Here is a 19,334-nt window from a genome sequence, read left to right as displayed (position 1 = left end):
TTGGCTGTAGGTTTTTATACCTACAGTTTTTTTTAATGCAATTATAGAGTATAATAAACAATGTGGTATTTACAGAAAGTCTAAAAATCTAACAATGTAACAAATTAATGGTTGGGGGTCATTAAATGTTTAGCTTGAACTCTGACTTGACAACAGACAAGTCACTGCAAAGAAGTCTTAATTTTGTCATCCTCGGAATCACTTTTGGAATTGTATTCTTTAATGTCACAATGGGTTCACCAGTGGCCGGGTTTGCCAAAGCTATTGGTTTTGGAGATTTAATGTATGGAATTATGCTGGCACTGCCTGTTTTGGGTGGAGTAGCCCAGGTATTTGCATCATACATATTGGAAAAATCAAAAAAGAGAAAATCTATCTTTTTGATAAGCGGCTTTTTACATAGGCTGCTGTGGGTTTTCATAGCAATTTTGCCACTTTTTTTAGGTAAAGGATCTTATATATTGCTATTTTTACTGGTTGGTTTTATGACAATTTCCTCTATTTCAAATTCTTTTACCAATGTATCTTTCTGGTCGTGGATGAATGACTTAATACCCATGCATATTAGGGGACGTTTTTTCTCAAGAAGGGCAACAATATCAACAATTGTCGGAATGCTAAGCGGTCTTGGAATAGGAAAATTTTTGGATTCCCACAATACATTGGTAGGTTTTTCGATTGTGTTTGTGTTTGCTGCAATAATGGGAATGCTGGACATTGGTTGTTTCTTTTTTGTAAAGGATTTGCCAATGAAAAATGAGGAAGTGCAATTAGATTTAAAAAAGATGTTTTTATCCACCCTTAACAATAATTTTTTCAGAAAATTTGTAGTATTTTTTGTGATTTGGAATTTTGGACTAAATATAGCAGGTCCGTATTTTAACATGTATATGATAAAGGACCTAAAAATGAGCTATTTTGATATAATATTGCTTACCCAGATTGTGAGCAATGTGGTCACAATTTTGACCTTACCATACATCGGAAGGATAGTTGATAAAATTGGAAATAGACCTATGCTCCTTCTATCAACAGGGCTTATTTCCCTACTTCCTATAGTATGGTGCTTTACCAATGTAAATAATTACAAATTTTTGGTTACAACAATCAGTATCTTTGCAGGACTTTTATGGCCAATAACTGACATGGGAAATAACAATCTCATTTTGAAGTTATCTGACCAGAGTCAAACATCAATGTATGTGGCTGTAATTAACCTGTTCAACGCTATATTTGGAAGCGCTATCCCAATCATACTGGGAGGATATCTAATTGAAAATATAGCACCGTTTGCAGTTGCTTTTTTGAAAACCCATCTGGGAATAAATGTTGCAACCTACCATATAGCATTTTTTGTATCAGGTTTAATCAGATTTTTTGCTGTGGTTTACCTGAAAAAAAACGTAAAAGAACCAGGGGCAAAGAGCCTCAAAAAGGTAATAATCAATAAGATAAAAAGAATATAAATATGAAAAAAGTAAAAATGCCCAGTTTTTTGTAACTGGGCATTTTTGATTTTAAGGATATAAAAATGCGACCAGGTCTGTAAGCCGAGTTCTGTCGAGAACGGCTATTTCTCTGTGGGTTTGATGTTGCCATCAAACCTCCTGCGACCAACCCGGGAACGCAGCGGGCCACTGCATTGTTCCCCTATTTGGTCTTGCTCCGGGTGGGGTTTGCACAGCCAGTTAGTCGCCTAACTGCTGGTGAGCTCTTACCTCACCTTTTCACCCTTACCACCCACCAAAACAGCAGGTGGCGGTTCTTTTCTGTTGCACTTTCCTTGGAGTCGCCTCCACCGGGTGTTACCCGGCACCCTGCCCTGTGGAGCTCGGACTTTCCTCACAAGGTGAAAGTATTTTCACCTTGCGCAGCCGTTCGACCTGCTCGCGATACATAATTATATATCCATTCTTCATATTATGTCAACTGTTATTTTTCCCTATTGATTAAATAATCTGTAAGTTCAATGAAAATTCCTGTTTTATCATACCTCTCTATTATTTTGAGAGCTTTCTGGGAAAAACTTCGAACATATTCTTGAGCTTTTTCAACACCATAGTAGGTTACAAATGTATTCTTTTTTTCTATCGCATCCTTTCCTGTGCTTTTACCTATTTTTTCACTGTCACCTATTATATCCAAGATATCATCTCTAATTTGAAAAGCAAGTCCCAAATATTTACCATATTCCTCAAACTGCGATATAATCTGCTGATTTGCACCTGCAACATAAGCACCACAAACACAGGCAGCCTGGATTAACATGGAAGTCTTTTTGAGATGCATCTCATAAAGCAAAGATCCATCTTCAATTTCCTTGCCAGAATTTACTACATCAATAACCTGTCCACCTATCATACCCTCTGTGCCTGAGGCTTTGAAAAGATATCTGGCTGCCTTGATAAAGTTAATATTTGCATTGTTTTTGAGTATCCACTCAAAGCAAATCTCTGCTGCCTTGTTTAAAAGTGCATCCCCGGCAAGAATAGCTATTGCTTCACCAAATACCACATGATTTGTTGGCTTACCGCGGCGCAAAACATCATTATCCATCGCAGGCAGGTCATCGTGAATCAAAGAGTATGTGTGAATTAACTCTATTGCACAGGCAATGTCAAGCACACTCTCATCAGCTTCTTTATCACTCAAAGTTTCGTAAGAAAGCAAACACAAAATTGGTCTTAGTCTTTTACCACCTGCAAACACACTGTATCTCATTGCCTCATATATAATTTCTGGAGATCTTTTTTCAAGCAACCTATCAAGATGCCTGTCCACTTTCTCCTGAGCATATTTTAAATACTCTGCCAATCTGCTACTATTCATTCCTTTTGTCCTAAGCCTCCATATATATCATTTGTTATATCATCTTCCACATACTCACCGTTTAACTTTTCAATCAGAACCACTCTCTTTTCAACAGAACGCAATATTTCATTGCATAACTTTGAAAGTCTAATACCCTCCTCATAAAGGTCTATCGCCTCATCTAAAGACAGATTGCCTTCTTCCAAACTCTTTACAATCTCTTCCAGACGTTTCATTGCATCTTCAAATTTTATATTATTCTGTGCATCCCCACACACTTATTCATCCACTCCTTCTTGAACTCCAAGCACTTTTGATCTTATAAATCCATCTGATAAACGTGTTACAATTTCATCATCAACCTTTATTTGTTTTACGCTTGTAATCAATTCTGAATTATGTATTGTAACAGAATATCCTCTTTTTAGAATATTGAGTGGGTTCAATGCAATCAATTTCTCTAATTTAAGCTGAAGTTCAAATTCTTTTCTCTTCCGAAAATCTTCAAAAGCTGTATGCAGCCTTTTGCATAACATCTCATAATGGTTCTTTGCTCTGGTAAATCTTATATAAGGATTCACATCTGATAATCTCTTTTCCAAAATCTTCAATATGGTGGATACACTGTGCAATTTTTTGTTAATTGAAAATGCAAGCCTGCCAGAAAGCAAATTTACATCCTGGGCAAGTTTAATAACCTTACTTGAAGGTGAGTTCTGATACAGTCTATAGATTTTGTGTTTCAAATTTTCTGCATCTGATTCTATTTTTTTTAAAATTGCCCTTTTCATCCTTTTCTGATATTCATCCAGCATTTCCAAAGCCCTGTTTTGAAACCCAACAACAATCTCTCCCGCATTTGTGGGAGTTATGGCACGAAGGTCAGCAACAAAATCTGTCAGGACATAATCCCTCTCGTGTCCCACCGCCGAAATTACAGGTATTTCTGACTCAAATATCTTTCTTACCACCATTTCATCATTAAAAGCCATTAAATCTTCAAATGCACCACCGCCACGCCCTACAATTATAACCTCCACAGGTAAAACTTTGTTAAAATATTCTATGCCTTCACATATCTCAAAAGGGGCACTCTGCCCCTGGACAGAACAGTTAAATATATAAACCTCTACATTCTCAAATTTAGAATAAATAGTGTTTATAATATCTCTCACAGCGGCGCCATTCTTTGAAGTAACAATTCCTATCCTTTTTGGATATTGTGGAATTTCCTTTTTGTGTTTCTGATCAAAAAGCCCTTCCTGCCTTAATTTTTCTTCAAGCTGTTTGAGTTTTACAAACAACTCACCAAGACCAATATCGGTTATTTCATTTACCTTTATCTCAATTATTCCTTCTTTTTCATAGAAGATAACACTGCCTTTGATTAAAACCTTGCTACCGTGTCTAACTTCAATCCTTTTATCAAACCAGAAATATACGCACTTTACCTTGGCGTCATATTCCAAATCTTTAAGTTCAAAATACAAATGGTCTCCCGATAAAGTGGGTCTTATAACCTCACCTTTTAAGTATATGTTCTTGAGCAAAACATCCATTTCGACCTTTTTTCGTAGATAACTGGTAAGTTCATAAACACTCCATTCTTTTTTGGCCACAATATTATCAAACAACATTTTTTATTCTCTTGTCACCTCATTTGCGGCAATACTGCCAAGAATACCATTCACAAAACTTGGTGCCTTTTCCACACCAAAAATATTCGAAAGATCTACTGCTTCATCTATGGCAACAGATACTGGAATCTCTTTTTCAAACAAAAGCTCATATATCGCAATTCGCATAAGCTCAAGCTCAACCATTGGAATTCTGCTCAAAGGCCAATCCTTAGAATACTTTTCAATAAGACTGTCTATTAACGGCTGATTCTGAATAACTCCTATCAAGAGTCTTCTTAGATATTCCTCATCTACCTCTTTGAAATTTTCATCCGGGTTTAACTCTTTAAATTTGTTTAAAAACTGAATAATATCTCCCTGGTCACTTTGAAATCTGTATGCATACAGTATCTTCATACACATCTCCCGCGCTCTTCGTCGTTTGTGCATAGCTCTTCTTTACCAACTCCTTTTTTACCATGGTAGATGTTTATCCAAAAACTCTATCAGTTTCTTTTTTTCAAAATAGCGACCACCTATGAATACACCCAGTGCTATACATAAAAATATAAATAGCGTCTTCCAAAAACCAAAAATCAAAACAAATATAGCAAAAACCAGACCTATACTTCCTCCAACTACCTCTCCTACATGTTTTAAGACAAACTCCCATATTATTTTCATATCAACACCCCTACCTCAGATGAGTAATTGAAGTTTGAGGGGCAACCATATCTTTTACATGCAAATTCACACTTTTAACCGGAATACCTATCACAGTCTCAACATGATTCTTTATAGCATTTTGAACCTCTTTTGTCAACTCAGGTATATTTACATCACTTACAACAAGAGCATCAATGTTATACTCCACGCCACTTTCGTCAAATTCTATTTCAATTGCTGCATCTTTTATTCCTTTTATGTCTTTTATAGCACTATATCCAGCCGACTCAAATGTTTTTGGCGATATTACAAGATTGCCAAATTCATTTGTATGAATTATACCAAGTCTTACTTTTTTCTTTTTAACTCCAATAAACATCACTGCAAAGCCCATCACTATCATCAAAAGCGGTACAAGCCCATAAACAGGGTTGTTCATATATTCATAAACTGCACTTTGAACACTATCAATATTAAATACACCGAGAGATAAAAGAATAGCAAAAATAGATACTATTATTACCACCAATGTAAATATTGTTAATAATATTCTCTCCCCAATCTTCATTTGTATACTCCTCCCTACAAAAATGAGAGTAAACCTCTGGAATTCCAGAGGTTTACTCATCCTGAGTTTCTTTTTGTTCTTCTTTTTCAAATTTAATTCCTTGCACGTGGATATTCACTTCAACAACCTTTAAGCCTGTCATACTCTCAACTGCATTCTTGACTCTTTCCTGTATCTCCCAGGCAACTTCCGGAATTCTGACACCATACTCCACAGTTATGTAGACGTCAATTGCTGCTTCCTTTTCCCCGACCTGAACTTTTACGCCCTTTGCCAGGTTCTTTTTCCCAAGTGCTTCTGTAATATTGCCTGTCCAGCTTCCAACCATCGAGGCAACACCTTTCACCTCTGAAGCTGCAACCGCTGCAATAATTGCCACAACCTCTTCAGCAATTTTCACAACTCCGCCAGTTGTCTCATTAATAATATTTTCTGACATGCTGAATTATACCTCCTCAAATCATAAAAGTTTTTTCTTTACTATTCATATTATACCCCACAAATTTTTATTTTAACAGATTTTATTATTTTTATTGAGATGCAGCAGATGTTATTCTAATCCTGTCTATCTTTACTTTAAACACATTCATTATAGTGTTTTGTATTTGAACCACCTGTTGCTTCGATAATTTTTTTTGTGTTATAACATCATATACAATATCTCCCGAAAAAAGGACTGCACTGTTATCAATTATCTCAGAGATTTTTCTGTCAATCAATTTTTGATTGTTCTCGTTCATTTTCTCATCAAGAAGACCCTTTAACGTATTTACCTCTTTTGAACGCTCAACTTCACGTTTTAATTTTATCTTATCCAAAATATCCACACCACTTGACTCAATTTGCTTACTTACCTCTATTACAGATGGGTTTAAGTTCTTAAAGAAGGCTTAAAAACAGTGATAGAACTTTTGTATGAAGCTAAGATATTTGGACCTGAAGTAATATTAGCAGATGCAGGTTATGATTGTACAAAGTGGTTTGATGTGGTTGATAGACTTGGAATAAAGTTTGTAGCAGGTATAAATAAGAGAAATATTAAAGATTTTAACAATGTCAAAAATATGTTGAAAACACAAAACATAGAATTTTTAAGAAGTAAAGAAGAGCAAAGGGTATATAAACTAAGAATAAAAATTGAAAGATTATTTGGGAAGCTGAAAGGAGAATATAGCGCAGAAACAAGTACGGCTAAGAAGTTTTAGAACATATAAAAGACTCGTTGACTGTATAATGGGTTACTTTTTTACTTGTTTTATAGTAAATAATTATTTATGTTACCTTCAATTTTATGAAAAAAAATAAGAGGCTACTTCATTGATATGATATATTACCTTTCTTTTCTGCAGCCTCTATGTTTTCCAGTACTTTTTTAATTTTATTTTCTCTTTTATTCTTCTAAAGTAAAGTTTATCCTGTCAATAGAGATGGCTTTGCCACTTTCTTCATCAATTTCAAATACAATGCCATTAAACTGGGCTTTGCCTCTGGCTATTTCAAACTTGACGGGTAGCATAGTGACAAATTTTTGAATTACAATCTCCTTATCAACACCTAAAACCGAATCATAAGGTCCTGTCATGCCAATATCTGTAATATATGCCGTTCCGTTTGGAAGTATTTTCTCGTCTGCTGTCTGAACGTGAGTATGGGTACCATACACACATGAAACACGTCCGTCAAGGTAAAAACCCAGAGCAATCTTTTCAGATGTTGCTTCGGCATGAAAATCCACAATTATTATTTTTGTGTCAAGCTTTGCTAATATTTCATCACTCTTTCTAAATGGACAGTCAAAGTTTTCCATAAATACCCGACCACATAAATTTATCACTGCGAATCTCACATTATTTTTTTCAAAGATGTTGTAGCCCCTACCAGGTGTTGTGCACTCTGGATAATTTGCTGGTCTTACTATACGGGGTTCATTTTCAATAAATGAAAAGATCTCTTTGTTAGCCCATACATGGTTACCCATTGTCATAATATCTATACCGGTGGCAAATAACTCATCAGCCACCTTTTTGGTAAGACCATTTCCACCAGCTGCATTCTCACAGTTTGCTATGATAACATCTATCTTATAATTCTCTCTGATTTTTGAAAGGGTATTTTTGAGAATATTTCTCCCCGGTCTTCCTACAACATCTCCTATTGCTAAAAATCTCATTCCACGCCTCCAAACTTCTCAAATTAAAAAAAGAATTTATAAAAAGCGTGCTTTGTTCAGACTCTTGAACAAAACACGCTTTTTTTCTTATTTTGCATATTCAATAGCTCTTACTTCGCGAATAACATTTACCTTTATCTGTCCAGGGTAGTCAAGCTCACTTTCAATCCTCTTTACTATTTCCCTTGCCATAATGATAATATCATCGTCACTCACACGATCTGGCTTTACCATAATTCTTATCTCTCTACCTGCCTGAATGGCATATGCTTTTTCTACACCTTCAAATGAATTTGCAATCTCTTCAAGTTTCTGAAGTCTTTTTATATACGACTCAAGAGATTCTCTTCTTGCACCCGGGCGTGCTGCTGAAACAGAATCAGCAGCTTGAATGAGCACATTATAGATTGACCTGGTTTCCATCTCACCGTGATGTCCACCAATCGCTTCAAGGACATCAGGGTTTGTTTCTTTATACCTCTTTGCAAGGTCATAGCCAATCAAAGCATGAGAACCTTCTATCTCATGGTCTACAGCCTTGCCAATGTCATGCAAAAGCCCTGCACGTTTGGCAATGCTCTGATCAAGCCCAAGCTCTGCTGCCATAATACCTGCAATGTTTGCAACCTCAATAGAGTGAGCAAGTACATTTTGACCATAACTTGTTCTATATCTGAGTTTACCAATAAGCTTTATAAGTTCTGGATGCAAATTGTGTATACCAAGCTCAAATACAACTCTTTCGCCTTCTTCACGAATCTTATTTTCAATCTCACGCTTAGCTTTTTCATACATCTCTTCAATTCTTGCTGGATGAATTCGACCATCCAAAATGAGCTTTTCCAAAGTAAGTTTTGCAATCTCTCGCCTGATCGGATCAAATCCTGAAAGAATCACAGCCTCCGGTGTATCATCGATAATTAGGTCAATCCCTGTGACAGTCTCAAATGTTTTGATATTTCTTCCTTCTCTGCCTATTATTCTACCCTTCATTTCATCGTTCGGCAGTGTTACAACAGATACCGTATTTTCTGCAACATAGTCTGAAGAATAGCGCTGAATAGCAAGTGCAATAATCTCTCTGGCTTTTTTGTCAGCTTCTTCTTTTGCCTGTTGCTCAAGCTCTTTTATCATAAGAGCTACATCATGTTTTACATCCTGCTCAACACTCTTGAGGATAATCTGGCGCGCTTCTTCCTGTGTAAGCCCGGAGATTCTTTGAAGTTCTTCCTGCTGTTTTTGCTTCAAAAGTTCTATTTCTTCCTGAAGTTTTTCCACATCTTTTATTTTTTTATTTAAGTGTTCTTCCTTCTCTTCAACAGAAGCCATCTTTCTGTCAAGCATCTCTTCTTTTTGAATCAATCTTCTTTCAAATCTCTGGAGCTCTGCACGCCTTTCTCTGACTTCCCTTTCAAATTCATTCCGTGCCCGGTGAATTTCCTCTTTTGCTAAAATTGTTGCCTCTTTTTTATATGCCTCAGCTTGTTTTTTTGCCTCCTCAACAATTCTCTGGGCTTCCTGTTCGGCACTTTTTATTGTCTTTTCTGCAATCTTTTTTCTATATAAATAGCCCAGAAAAAAGGCAACTGTGGCACAGGCTATACTGATTGCAATGGTAATTACTAAATTCAATGTATCACTAATCTTTTGCACCTCCTTCTGTTTAACTTAAGAGTTTAATATTAAAAAAGCTACATTTAAATTTTATTACTTTTTGCACAGAGTGTCAACAATAGTGATTTTTCAACGTTCCAGGTATTCCTTAATTTTTTCCACAACTGTATTGTAATCATATCCTCTTGCAACAAACCATTTTATTATTCTTAGAACCTCTTTATTATCAGCGCGCTTGAGATGCTTTAATTTTTTTGAAAGGAGCTTATCAAGTAAAATCAGGTCATTTTCGTCACTTATATTTAGGCGGGAAATTGTAGAGTTTTTAAATCCTTTTCTTCTCAGAATATTTATTATCTCAAAAGATGATTTTGAATTTTGATATTTCAAAGCAAGCTTTTTTGCCGCAGAGATTTCATCTATATATCCCAAACTAACAAAATAAGCTACCGCCTCTGAAGCAGTAGCTGAGTCGTATCCTTTACCAATAAGATATTTGTAATACATAAACTCGGACCTCATCGGATATTTTGCTATATAACTTACAAGGTCCTGCTTTGCTTTTTTTAGTTTGTTCTCAAATAAAAGCCGCTCCAAAGTTCTTTCGTCAATATCCTCAAGATCATAAACCTTTTCCTGAAGATATATCTCCCTGTCTATTTCAATTTCACTTCCATCTTCAAAAACTATTAAATACTTCTCACCATGTAACTTCTTATCCAATATCTTCATTTATTTCACCACTTAAAAGAAGGTCTTCATCTGGTATCTCAGCAGTTGTTTTGATTTTCTCAAACGCAAGGTTTGCATTCTGTTTTATCTTCTCAATTATCTCTTGCATAATGTCGGGATTCTCTTTTAAAAATTGCTTAGCATTTTCCCTGCCCTGTCCTATCTTCTGCCCATTGTAAGTGTACCATGCACCACTTTTCTGGATGACGTCAATGTTGACTGCAACATCCAAAACATTTCCTTCTTTTGAAATCCCTTCTCCATATATGAGGTCAAATTCAGCTTCTTTAAATGGAGGTGCCACCTTATTTTTCACAACCTTTACCTTCACTTTCGCACCAATTGGTTGACCTTGCTGTTTTATAATCTCGCCTTTTCTAACCTCAAGTCTTACCGATGCATAGAATTTCAAAGCCCTTCCACCAGGAGTTGTCTCAGGATTACCAAACATAACCCCAACTTTTTCCCTTAACTGATTTATGAAAATCACTGTTGTCTTTGTTTTGCTGGTAATTCCCGCGAGCTTTCTCAGTGCCTGTGACATCAGCCTTGCCTGAAGTCCAACATGTGCTTCTCCCATCTCACCGTCAATCTCTGCCTGAGGCACAAGTGCAGCAACAGAGTCTATTACAATTACATCAACAGCGTTGCTTCTAACAAGCGTCTCAACAATCTCAAGCGCCTGCTCACCACTGTCTGGCTGTGAAACAAGAAGATTGTTTATATCAACACCAAGCCTCTTTGCATAAAATGGATCCAGAGCATGTTCAGCATCGATAAACGCTGCCTCACCGCCCATCTTCTGAGCTTCTGCTATTATATGAAGAGCAATTGTTGTTTTACCAGAGGACTCAGCACCGTAAATCTCTACAATTCTTCCACGCGGAACTCCACCAACACCAAGTGCAATGTCCAAAGAAAGGGCTCCTGTTGGAATTACGTCAATGTTCTCCTTTGCCATCTCGCCGAGCTTCATAATGGCGCCCTTACCGTACGCTTTTTCAATCTCCAGAATTACCCTGTCCAGCGCTTTCTTCTTATCTAAGTTTTCCATTTTTAACCTCCACTTTTTCGAACAAATGTTTAGAACTATTATATAATTTTAAAACAAACTTTTCAATAACTAATTAAGGCTCTTCTCAGAACATTTAAAGCAGCCTTTGAAGCACTTTCTTTGATTTTAAGCCTATCTCCCGAAAACCTAAACTCAAAACTATCAACATAATTTTTTGTGGCAATTCCAACATATACAAGACCCACTGGTTTTGTGTTTGTCGCACCGGTTGGACCTGCAATTCCAGTTGTTGATATGGCAATATCTGCCAATGAATTGTTCAGAGCACCCAGAGCCATCTGTTTTGCTACTTCATGGCTCACAGCACCAAAATTTTTTAAAGCTTGATCTGAAACTCCCAGTTCTTTTATTTTCGCCTGGTTTGAATATGTAATAAAACCTCTGTCAAAAACATTTGATGCTCCAGGAACATTTGTAATTTTATTGCAAATGAGCCCGCCTGTGCACGACTCTGCCACCGAAACTTTAAGACCTTTTTGCATAAGCATCTCAACTATTACTTCTTCCAGTGTTTGATTGTCAACGCCATATATATATTCACCAAGCAGAGCCCTTACCCTGCTCTCCATCTGATCAAGTAAATCCTTTGCCAAATCTTTGCTGCTTTTCTTTGTTGAAATCCTTAGCTCAACTTCAAATGGTTTTGCATACAACGCAAGACTGGGATCTGTCTGATTTTCTATAAGATCTTTCAATCTTTCCTCAATGGATGATTCTCCAATTCCAACGAATTTTAAAACTCTTGAAAATATCTTCTGATTAGAAAATCTCTCCAGATAAGGTATGACATATTCTTCAAACATGGGTTGCATTTCAAATGGTGGACCGGGTAGCAAAATTGCTATCTTGTTATTCTCCTCAATTATGAGACCTGGCGCCGTTCCGTGCTTATTTTCCAGTATAATTGCTCCTTCAGGAACATAAGCTTGTTTTTTGTTAATCTCGGGCATTTTTACACCTATGCGCTTAAAATAATTCTCAATCCTGTGTAAAATTTCCTGATCAAGTATAAGCCTTTTCCCAAAATACTCACATACAGCTTCTCTGGTTATATCATCAGAAGTAGGGCCAAGTCCGCCGGTAAAAATAAGTATATCAGCACGTTTGCTTGCTATTTCAATTGCATTTTTTAGTCTGATAAGATTATCTCCTACAGTTGTCTGAAAATACAGGTCTATCCCCAGCTCTGCCAGCTTCTGTGAAAGATACTGAGCATTGGTGTTCACTATCTGACCAAGCAGAAGTTCTGTACCCACACAAATTATTTCAGCAACCATATTAAAAATCTCCTCACTTTTTGGCAAAGTTTATTACACTCCAGTTAGATTTTATATAATCAAATCCTGAATAAATTGTAAGTATTACAGCTATCCATAAAACAATCTGATCCAGCGGAAAGTTTAAAAATTTAAAAGGATAGTTGTCAACTAAAAGCAATACTATTGCAATTATCTGACTTATTGTTTTCAGTTTTCCCCACACATTGGCTGAAATCACCACACCTTCTGCTGCAGCAACCATCCTAAGTCCTGTTACAATAAATTCCCGTCCGATGATTATCATAGCAATCCATGAAGAAATTTTGTTCAGCTCAACAAGCCCAACAAGAGCTGCTGTAATTAAAAGCTTGTCGGCAAGTGGATCAAGAAATTTTCCAAAATTAGTCACAATCTTTTTGGAGCGTGCAATGTACCCATCCAGACTATCGGTAATAGCAGCAATTATAAAGATAGCCGCAGCTATCAATTTTGAGTATGAAAACCTGCTATCAAGCAAAAAAAACATGAAAAGAGGTATAAGTAATATTCTTATACTTGTAATGATATTGGCAATATTCATCAAATTACCTCTCCTACCAAATCATACTCAAAAGCATCCAGGATTTTTACGTGCACAAACTCTCCTGGCAAAAGCTTTCGCCTTGAAAACACTATAATCTTGCCATCCACTTCAGGTGCTTCAAACTGGCTTCTTGCAATGTAAAAGTTGTTTCTATCTTTGCCTTCTATTACAACTTCATATTCCCTGCCAATTCTTCTTCTGTTTTGATCAAGCGAAATTTTTCTTTGAAGATTTAAAATTTTTTCATACCTTTTGATTTTTTTTTCATCGTCTACCTGGGGCAGATTCGCAGCCGGTGTGTCCTCTTCCTGCGAATATGCAAAAGCACCAAGTCTATCAAACTTTGCCCATCTGACAAACTCATAAAGCTCTTCAAACTCATCCTCTGACTCTGTTGGAAACCCAACCAAAACTGTAGTCCTTATCACCACTTCATCAAATGCCGACCTTATTCTTGTAATGAGCTCTTTAATATTCTCCGAAGAGGTTTTCCTGTTCATTAGCCTCAAAATTCTGTTGTTTATATGTTGAATGGGAATATCAAAATATTTAACCACCTTTGGATTATCTTTTACAACTTTTAACAGATTATCATCAATATCTTCAGGATAAGAATACAAAAAACGAATCCACTTGATGTTATCAATTTCACTCAGTCTCTGAAGCAAATCTGGTAACATTTTTTTGTTGTATATATCAAGACCATACTTTGTGGTATCCTGAGCAGTAAGCACTATCTCTTTATACCCGTTTTGTGCAAGCATTTCTGCTTCCCTGATTATATCATCAACATGCCTGCTCACATAACTTCCCCTGATAAGCGGAATAGAACAGTAGGAGCATCTGTTGTTACAACCCTCTGCTATTTTTATGTAAGCATAATATGCCGGGGTTGCAATGACACGCGGTGTTGAGCTTGTATAGATAAATGTGGATTGCTGGTCAAATACCTTGATTTTACCTTCACCTTCATAAAGCTTTTTGATCACTTCAGGAAGTTTTAACATCTCTTTGACACCAAGTATTGCGTCTATTTCTGGCATCTCATTTAAAATTTCATCTTTGTAGCGTTGTGTGAGACACCCAGTTACAATCAAAAATTTACACTTCTTTTTTTTGTAGTCTGCCATCTCCAGTATAGTGTCAATTGATTCCTGCTTCGCATCGTTGATAAAACCACATGTATTGATAACAATAACATCAGCATCTTCTGCATCCGGTGTTATCTCAAAACCTGCCTTTTTACAAGCACCCATCATTATCTCGCTGTCAACAAGATTTTTATTGCACCCGAGTGAAACAAATCCAATTTTAACCAAATCAAATTCCTCCATCTTCTTCTGTGTTTTACAACAGTCCATTTTGAAGAAGTGTTGCAAAAAGAGTGTTTTTCATAAGCATTGCAACTGTCATTGGTCCAACACCGCCCGGCACTGGTGTTATGTAAGAGGCTACCTGTTTGACATTTTCAAAATCTACATCCCCAACTATTTTTTTTGAAGTATCATCCCTGTTTATCCCAACATCAATTACAACAGCTCCCTCTTTGACCATGTCAGATGTTACAAATCCGGGCTTGCCAACAGCTGCAACCAAAATATCAGCACTTTTGCAGATTTCTTTCAAATTTCCTGTATGAGAGTGGCATATGGTCACAGTTGCATTTTCTCTTAAAAGCAGTAATGCCAAAGGCTTTCCTACTATATTACTACGCCCTATTACAACCGCATGTTTACCTTTGATTTCTATATTTTCTCTTTTCAGAAGTTCTATTACACCAAATGGTGTACAGGGTTTGATACTATATTCAAAATCTATCCCTGTTGTAAGTCGGCCTACATTCAGGGGATGAAAACCATCCACATCTTTTTGAGGCAAAATCTTTTTACAAACCTTTGTTTCATCTAAGCCATCTGGCAAAGGAAGCTGGACTAAAATACCATTTATTTTTGGGTCCTGGCTTAGCCTTTCAATAAGATTTTCAAGCTCTTCCTGCGATGTAGTACCATCCAGCGCATATTCAATTGAATTTATTCCTACTTCCGAACATGCCTTTTTCTTGGAATTTACATAGCTTCTTGATGCCGGGTCATCACCAACTATCACTACAGCCAGGGTTGATTCAATTCCCTTTTCTTTCAGTTTCCCTATCTCAATCTTAACTTCATCTTTTATTGCTTGCGCTATTTTTTTTCCGTCTATTATATTCGCCGCCATTTTTCAAACCTCCGCCATGTTTTTTGGGTGGAATTAAGCAATTTTTCCCATAACCAATCAAATCTTCTCTATTTGCAAGTTTTAATGCTTCATATACAAGTTCATAATTTCTGGGATTGTGAAAATGCAGCAATGCCCTTTGCATCATTTTTTCTTTTAGAGTCTTTGGAACGTAAACCTTCTCAAGAGTAAAAGGATTTAAACCTGTATAATACATAGTGGTTGAGACTGTTCCGGGTGTTGGATAAAAATCCTGAACCTGTTCAGGAATAAAGCCGCTATTCTTTAGGTAAAGAGCAAGCTCAATTGCATCATTCAAAGTACTTCCCGGGTGTCCTGACATTAAATATGGAATTATAAATTGTTTTTTCCCAAGTTTTTTGTTGGTTTTAAAATACTCTGAAACAAACTTTTCATAAACCTCTCTTGGGGGTTTACCCATATATTTTAACACATTATCGCAGATATGTTCAGGTGCAATTTTTAGCTGACCGGATATATAATAACGACAAAGTTCTTCAAGATATTTTTTATAGTCCCTGTCAAGTAAAAAATAATCATATCTTATTCCCGAACGAATAAATACTTTCTTAACTCCCTTTATTTTTCTAATCTTCTCAAGCAATTCAAAGTACTCTCTATGGTCAACAATTAAGTTTTTGCAGGGGGTGGGAAACAGGCAGCCTCTGTCTTTACAAGCACCTCTTTGTAGCTGATTTATACAAGCCGGATTTCTAAAGTTGGCTGTTGGTCCTCCTACATCGTGAATATATCCTTTAAAATCAGGAAGCTGAGTCAGCTTTTTTACCTCTTCCAAGATTGACTTTTCACTTCTTTTTTGAATTATTCTACCCTGATGAAAATGAATAGCACAGAAATTACAGCCACCAAAACACCCTCTGTGCGAAACAATGCTGAACTTTACCTCTTCAAGGGCTTTGATTCCTCCATCCTTTTCATATATGGGGTGGTAATTTCGTTCATACGGCAGAGAATATACATAATCCATCTCTTCTGTTGTAAGAGGCTTAGCTGGAGGGTTTTGTATAACATATAAATTTCTATGCGGTTGTACAATTATCCTGCCTGTAAAAGGATTTTGCTCTCTGTACTGTATGGCAAACGCTTTTGCATATGCCACCCTGTCTTCTTTTACTTTCTCATAGCTGTCGATTATTATATAATCCTTTCCTTCAAGATGAGAAAGATCTTTTGCAACATAACAGGTCCCTTTCACACTTTTTATGTTTCTTATATCTTCACCCCTTTTGAGCCGTGTTAAAATTTCAAATAAAGGTTTTTCCCCCATACCATAGATTAAAAGATCAGCACTGCTATCAACAAGAATAGATGATCTTACCTTATCAGACCAATAATCATAATGAGCAAATCTTCTAAGTGATGCTTCTATCCCACCAATTATAATTGGAATATCACCATATTCCTTTCTTATAAGATTGCAATATACAATCGTAGCCCTGTTCGGGCGCAGACCCATTTTCATCCCAGGAGAATAATAATCTTCACTTCGTGGTTTTTTAAATGAAGTATAATGCGCAACCATTGAATCAAGATTTCCGCTTGATACCAGAAAAGCAATTCGTGGTCTGCCCAGTACTGTTATACTCTTTGAATCTCTCCAATCTGGTTGAGGAATAATTCCTATTCTGAATCCAAAATCTTCAATTATTCTTGAAACTATTGCATGTCCAAAAGAAGGATGGTCCACATATGCATCACCACATACGAATACAAAATCGAGCTCATCCCAGCCACGTTTTTTCATGTCCTCTTTGCAGATTGGCAAGAAAGCCACAATATCATCACTCCATATTCATAAGCATCTCATCAAACTGCTCTTTTGTGATTAAAACCTGGCGCTTTCCACTGCTATCCATTCTGCCGACAATACCCCTTTCTTCCATCTGGTCAAGAAGCCTTGCTGCCCGTGAGTATCCAATTCTGAGCTTGCGCTGTAAAAATGAAGTTGAAGCATTCTGGGATTCAACAACAATCTGTATTGCCTTTATTAAAAGCTCATCTGTCTGCTGCTGGTTGAAATTTGAAGCCTTATTGTTTATTTCATCAATTACTTCCTGGCTGTATTCAATCTTGAAATTTTGCTTCAAAAACTCTACAACTTTTTCAACCTCAGACTCAGAAACATATGCCCCCTGTACTCTTATCGGTTTTGACAACCCCATTGGAAGATAAAGCATGTCTCCCCGCCCTAAAAGTTTTTCTGCACCCGATTGGTCCAGTATAGTGCGCGAATCAACCTGTGAGGAGACAGCAAATGCAATTCTTGAAGGTATATTTGCCTTTATAAGCCCTGTTATTACATCAACAGACGGTCTTTGCGTTGCCACAACCAGATGCATTCCAGCCGCCCTTGCCATCTGGGCAAGCCTGCAGATTGCATCCTCAACCTCTGCAGGTGAAACCATCATAAGATCTGCAAGCTCATCGATTATAATTACAATAAAAGGCAGTTTCTCCTGTTTATTTTCTTCACACCATTTATTATAACCATATATATCTCTTACCCCTGCCCCGGCAAACAGCTTGTAACGGTTTGTCATCTCTGAAACAGCCCACGAAAGGGCATTTGATGCTTTTTTACTATCGGTAACAACAGGTATTAAAAGATGAGGAATGCCATTGTACAGACTGAGCTCTACAACTTTCGGATCAATTAGAATAAGTTTCACATCATCAGGTGAACATCTGTACAAAATACTTATAATAAGCGAATTAATACACACACTTTTACCAGAACCAGTGGCACCAGCAATCAAGAGATGAGGCATCTTTGTAATATCACCAATAATAGGTGATCCTGCAACATCCTTCCCAATCGCAAAAGGAATCTTTATGTTCTGTGTATAAAACAAATGATCCTCCAACAGCTCTCTGATCAGAACCGGCTGAGATTCTTTGTTTGGGATTTCTATTCCAATTGCTGATTTATTGGGAATAGGCGCTTCAATTCTCACAGAAGGTGCAGCCAAAGCCAGGGCAATATCATCTGAAAGACTGACAATTCTGCTCACTTTAACACCCTGTCCGGGCTGTATTTCGTACCTTGTGATTGTTGGTCCCACATTCACTTCTGTTACCTGTGCCTCAATACCAAAATTCCTTAATGTATCTTCAAGTTTTTTAATATTCTCGTTTATATCCTTTCTTGATATATTAAGATTTTCAGAAGGCTTCCTCAAATACTCAAGAGGAGGATATATGTATTCACCTTCCTTTATCCTGTGGTCTTTTTTACTTTCAGACCTTGGCCTGTTATTCTTCTGTTTAGGGAGGTTTACCACTATCTCATCACTTTTTTTTTCCTGGTTTTCTTCATGCTCCTGGTAATTGTAAAAACTCTCCATTTCAGGTCTAACATCTTCTGCCGGTTTTTTATCCTGATTATTTATACGAACACTCTTTGCATTTCTGCTTTTTACAAGATTTCTTATTGAAAAACTGAAAACTATCATGCTCAAAATGATCAATATCGAAATACATACTATAAGCGTACCAGTATAACCAAACAGAATAATAAAAGGATATGTAAGTATACTCCCAAAAACTCCAAACCCCTTGAAATTCAATCCTGTGAAAAATGAATCTTTTACTATTTTTACAAACGAACGTGGCAAAGAATACAGTGATGTTTGAAAAATGGTTGTCCCCAGTATAAATGCAAGAAGTATGTAGGTAAATATTGTAACATCAGTTTTTGAGAACACCTGGGGTCTTTTAACAATAGAGTCAATAGAAATATACAGCAAAAATGCAAGTATCAATAAAACCCCTGCTCCAAAACAACCCAGTAACACCTTTTTTACAAATTCGCCTATTATACCAACCTTGTCAGTGAACACTGAAAATATGAAAAAGACAAAAATAAAAAATAGGAAAGTCCCCACAATCTCAGCATTCAATCTATCAAAAACTTCCTTTTTTATCTTGTACCTTTTTTTCCCTTCTGCTGTCTTTGCCTTCATTAAACCTTCACTTCAC

19 protein-coding genes, 1 other RNA gene and 1 pseudogene are annotated in these 19,334 nt (G+C 36.6%); 2 read left to right on the top strand and 19 right to left on the bottom strand.

Going from position 1 to position 19,334, the window contains the following annotated elements; all coding sequences use genetic code 11:
- Positions 1–125 precede the first annotated feature (125 nt).
- Positions 126–1,466 carry an MFS transporter gene (locus tag OTK00_RS04995; protein ID WP_045169308.1) on the top strand — a complete coding sequence of 447 codons (1,341 nt, stop codon included), beginning with the start codon at positions 126–128 and terminating at the stop codon, positions 1,464–1,466.
- Positions 1,467–1,530: 64 nt separating this feature from the next.
- On the opposite strand, the gene rnpB is transcribed toward OTK00_RS04995, so the two are convergent.
- The 9 genes from rnpB to OTK00_RS04950 all read right to left on the bottom strand — a co-directional run bounded on the left by rnpB (position 1,531) and on the right by OTK00_RS04950 (position 6,482).
- Positions 1,531–1,890: RNase P RNA component class A (gene rnpB / locus OTK00_RS04990), an RNA gene on the bottom strand.
- Between the two features lie 42 nt (positions 1,891–1,932).
- The gene (locus OTK00_RS04985; protein ID WP_045169307.1) at positions 1,933–2,829 is read right to left on the bottom strand and encodes a polyprenyl synthetase family protein; all 897 of its coding nucleotides are present in this window, start codon (positions 2,827–2,829) and stop codon (positions 1,933–1,935) included.
- Positions 2,826–3,089, bottom strand: a complete 264-nt coding sequence (gene xseB, locus OTK00_RS04980) for an exodeoxyribonuclease VII small subunit (RefSeq protein ID WP_045169306.1) — start codon at positions 3,087–3,089, stop codon at positions 2,826–2,828. Before xseB ends, OTK00_RS04985 begins: the two co-directional genes overlap by 4 nt.
- Positions 3,090–4,430 (bottom strand): exodeoxyribonuclease VII large subunit, encoded by a 1,341-nt coding sequence (xseA, locus tag OTK00_RS04975; protein ID WP_268760837.1) that lies wholly within the window; start codon positions 4,428–4,430, stop codon positions 3,090–3,092.
- 21 nt (positions 4,431–4,451) lie between these two features.
- Complete coding sequence (gene nusB, locus OTK00_RS04970; protein WP_082054619.1) at positions 4,452–4,880, bottom strand: transcription antitermination factor NusB; 429 nt, start codon at positions 4,878–4,880, stop codon at positions 4,452–4,454.
- A 24-nt stretch (positions 4,881–4,904) separates the two neighbouring features.
- A complete protein-coding gene (locus tag OTK00_RS04965; protein ID WP_045169303.1) occupies positions 4,905–5,114 on the bottom strand; it encodes a DUF2273 domain-containing protein in 210 nt (69 codons plus the stop codon).
- A 10-nt stretch (positions 5,115–5,124) separates the two neighbouring features.
- Positions 5,125–5,664, bottom strand: coding sequence for an alkaline shock response membrane anchor protein AmaP (amaP, locus tag OTK00_RS04960; RefSeq protein ID WP_045169302.1), 540 nt, complete (start codon positions 5,662–5,664; stop codon positions 5,125–5,127).
- A gap of 52 nt (positions 5,665–5,716) precedes the next feature.
- Positions 5,717–6,103 (bottom strand): Asp23/Gls24 family envelope stress response protein, encoded by a 387-nt coding sequence (locus OTK00_RS04955; protein ID WP_045169301.1) that lies wholly within the window; start codon positions 6,101–6,103, stop codon positions 5,717–5,719.
- A 91-nt stretch (positions 6,104–6,194) separates the two neighbouring features.
- Positions 6,195–6,482 (bottom strand): hypothetical protein, encoded by a 288-nt coding sequence (locus OTK00_RS04950; RefSeq protein ID WP_052670874.1) that lies wholly within the window; start codon positions 6,480–6,482, stop codon positions 6,195–6,197.
- A gap of 81 nt (positions 6,483–6,563) precedes the next feature.
- On the opposite strand from OTK00_RS04950, the pseudogene OTK00_RS04945 reads away from it, so the two are divergent.
- A pseudogene (locus OTK00_RS04945) lies at positions 6,564–6,969 on the top strand (transposase); the annotation flags it as partial.
- Between the two features lie 85 nt (positions 6,970–7,054).
- Here the strand turns inward: OTK00_RS04945 and OTK00_RS04940 are convergent.
- From OTK00_RS04940 to OTK00_RS04895, 10 genes are all read right to left on the bottom strand, one after another.
- Positions 7,055–7,834 (bottom strand): TIGR00282 family metallophosphoesterase, encoded by a 780-nt coding sequence (locus tag OTK00_RS04940; RefSeq protein WP_045169300.1) that lies wholly within the window; start codon positions 7,832–7,834, stop codon positions 7,055–7,057.
- Between the two features lie 87 nt (positions 7,835–7,921).
- The gene (rny, locus tag OTK00_RS04935; RefSeq protein ID WP_045169299.1) at positions 7,922–9,487 is read right to left on the bottom strand and encodes a ribonuclease Y; all 1,566 of its coding nucleotides are present in this window, start codon (positions 9,485–9,487) and stop codon (positions 7,922–7,924) included.
- 90 nt (positions 9,488–9,577) lie between these two features.
- Positions 9,578–10,180 (bottom strand): RecX family transcriptional regulator, encoded by a 603-nt coding sequence (locus tag OTK00_RS04930; protein WP_045169298.1) that lies wholly within the window; start codon positions 10,178–10,180, stop codon positions 9,578–9,580.
- Positions 10,164–11,234 carry a recombinase RecA gene (gene recA / locus OTK00_RS04925; protein ID WP_045169297.1) on the bottom strand — a complete coding sequence of 357 codons (1,071 nt, stop codon included), beginning with the start codon at positions 11,232–11,234 and terminating at the stop codon, positions 10,164–10,166. The genes OTK00_RS04930 and recA overlap by 17 nt, the downstream gene beginning before the upstream one ends.
- Positions 11,235–11,296: 62 nt before the next feature.
- A complete protein-coding gene (locus tag OTK00_RS04920; protein ID WP_045170145.1) occupies positions 11,297–12,532 on the bottom strand; it encodes a competence/damage-inducible protein A in 1,236 nt (411 codons plus the stop codon).
- A gap of 13 nt (positions 12,533–12,545) precedes the next feature.
- On the bottom strand, positions 12,546–13,094 hold the full coding sequence (gene pgsA / locus OTK00_RS04915; protein ID WP_045169296.1) for a CDP-diacylglycerol--glycerol-3-phosphate 3-phosphatidyltransferase: 549 nt from the start codon (positions 13,092–13,094) through the stop codon (positions 12,546–12,548).
- Positions 13,094–14,431 (bottom strand): 30S ribosomal protein S12 methylthiotransferase RimO, encoded by a 1,338-nt coding sequence (gene rimO / locus OTK00_RS04910; protein WP_268760836.1) that lies wholly within the window; start codon positions 14,429–14,431, stop codon positions 13,094–13,096. Before rimO ends, pgsA begins: the two co-directional genes overlap by 1 nt.
- Before the next feature lie 13 nt (positions 14,432–14,444).
- A complete protein-coding gene (gene folD, locus OTK00_RS04905) occupies positions 14,445–15,314 on the bottom strand; it encodes a bifunctional methylenetetrahydrofolate dehydrogenase/methenyltetrahydrofolate cyclohydrolase FolD (protein ID WP_045169294.1) in 870 nt (289 codons plus the stop codon).
- Positions 15,262–17,130 carry a YgiQ family radical SAM protein gene (locus OTK00_RS04900; protein ID WP_045169293.1) on the bottom strand — a complete coding sequence of 623 codons (1,869 nt, stop codon included), beginning with the start codon at positions 17,128–17,130 and terminating at the stop codon, positions 15,262–15,264. Before OTK00_RS04900 ends, folD begins: the two co-directional genes overlap by 53 nt.
- A 7-nt stretch (positions 17,131–17,137) precedes the next feature.
- Complete coding sequence (locus tag OTK00_RS04895; protein WP_045169292.1) at positions 17,138–19,318, bottom strand: FtsK/SpoIIIE family DNA translocase; 2,181 nt, start codon at positions 19,316–19,318, stop codon at positions 17,138–17,140.
- Positions 19,319–19,334: the final 16 nt, after the last annotated feature.

It is taken from the genome of Caldicellulosiruptor morganii (genome assembly GCF_026810225.1).
Lineage (GTDB): Bacteria > Bacillota > Thermoanaerobacteria > Caldicellulosiruptorales > Caldicellulosiruptoraceae > Caldicellulosiruptor > Caldicellulosiruptor morganii.
This window is presented reverse-complemented; position numbering and strand designations above follow the sequence as displayed.

Coding starts and splice junctions, on each gene's coding strand:
- nusB (WP_082054619.1), bottom strand. CDS start 4,880: ATGCACAAACGACGAAGAGCGCGGGAGATGTGTATGAAGATACTGTAT.
- OTK00_RS04955 (WP_045169301.1), bottom strand. CDS start 6,103: ATGTCAGAAAATATTATTAATGAGACAACTGGCGGAGTTGTGAAAATT.
- folD (WP_045169294.1), bottom strand. CDS start 15,314: ATGGCGGCGAATATAATAGACGGAAAAAAAATAGCGCAAGCAATAAAA.
- OTK00_RS04940 (WP_045169300.1), bottom strand. CDS start 7,834: ATGAGATTTTTAGCAATAGGAGATGTTGTAGGAAGACCGGGGAGAAAT.
- OTK00_RS04920 (WP_045170145.1), bottom strand. CDS start 12,532: ATGGTTGCTGAAATAATTTGTGTGGGTACAGAACTTCTGCTTGGTCAG.
- amaP (WP_045169302.1), bottom strand. CDS start 5,664: ATGAAGATTGGGGAGAGAATATTATTAACAATATTTACATTGGTGGTA.
- recA (WP_045169297.1), bottom strand. CDS start 11,234: ATGGAAAACTTAGATAAGAAGAAAGCGCTGGACAGGGTAATTCTGGAG.
- OTK00_RS04930 (WP_045169298.1), bottom strand. CDS start 10,180: ATGAAGATATTGGATAAGAAGTTACATGGTGAGAAGTATTTAATAGTT.
- OTK00_RS04995 (WP_045169308.1), top strand. CDS start 126: ATGTTTAGCTTGAACTCTGACTTGACAACAGACAAGTCACTGCAAAGA.
- OTK00_RS04965 (WP_045169303.1), bottom strand. CDS start 5,114: ATGAAAATAATATGGGAGTTTGTCTTAAAACATGTAGGAGAGGTAGTT.
- OTK00_RS04895 (WP_045169292.1), bottom strand. CDS start 19,318: ATGAAGGCAAAGACAGCAGAAGGGAAAAAAAGGTACAAGATAAAAAAG.
- pgsA (WP_045169296.1), bottom strand. CDS start 13,094: ATGAATATTGCCAATATCATTACAAGTATAAGAATATTACTTATACCT.
- OTK00_RS04985 (WP_045169307.1), bottom strand. CDS start 2,829: ATGAATAGTAGCAGATTGGCAGAGTATTTAAAATATGCTCAGGAGAAA.
- rimO (WP_268760836.1), bottom strand. CDS start 14,431: ATGGAGGAATTTGATTTGGTTAAAATTGGATTTGTTTCACTCGGGTGC.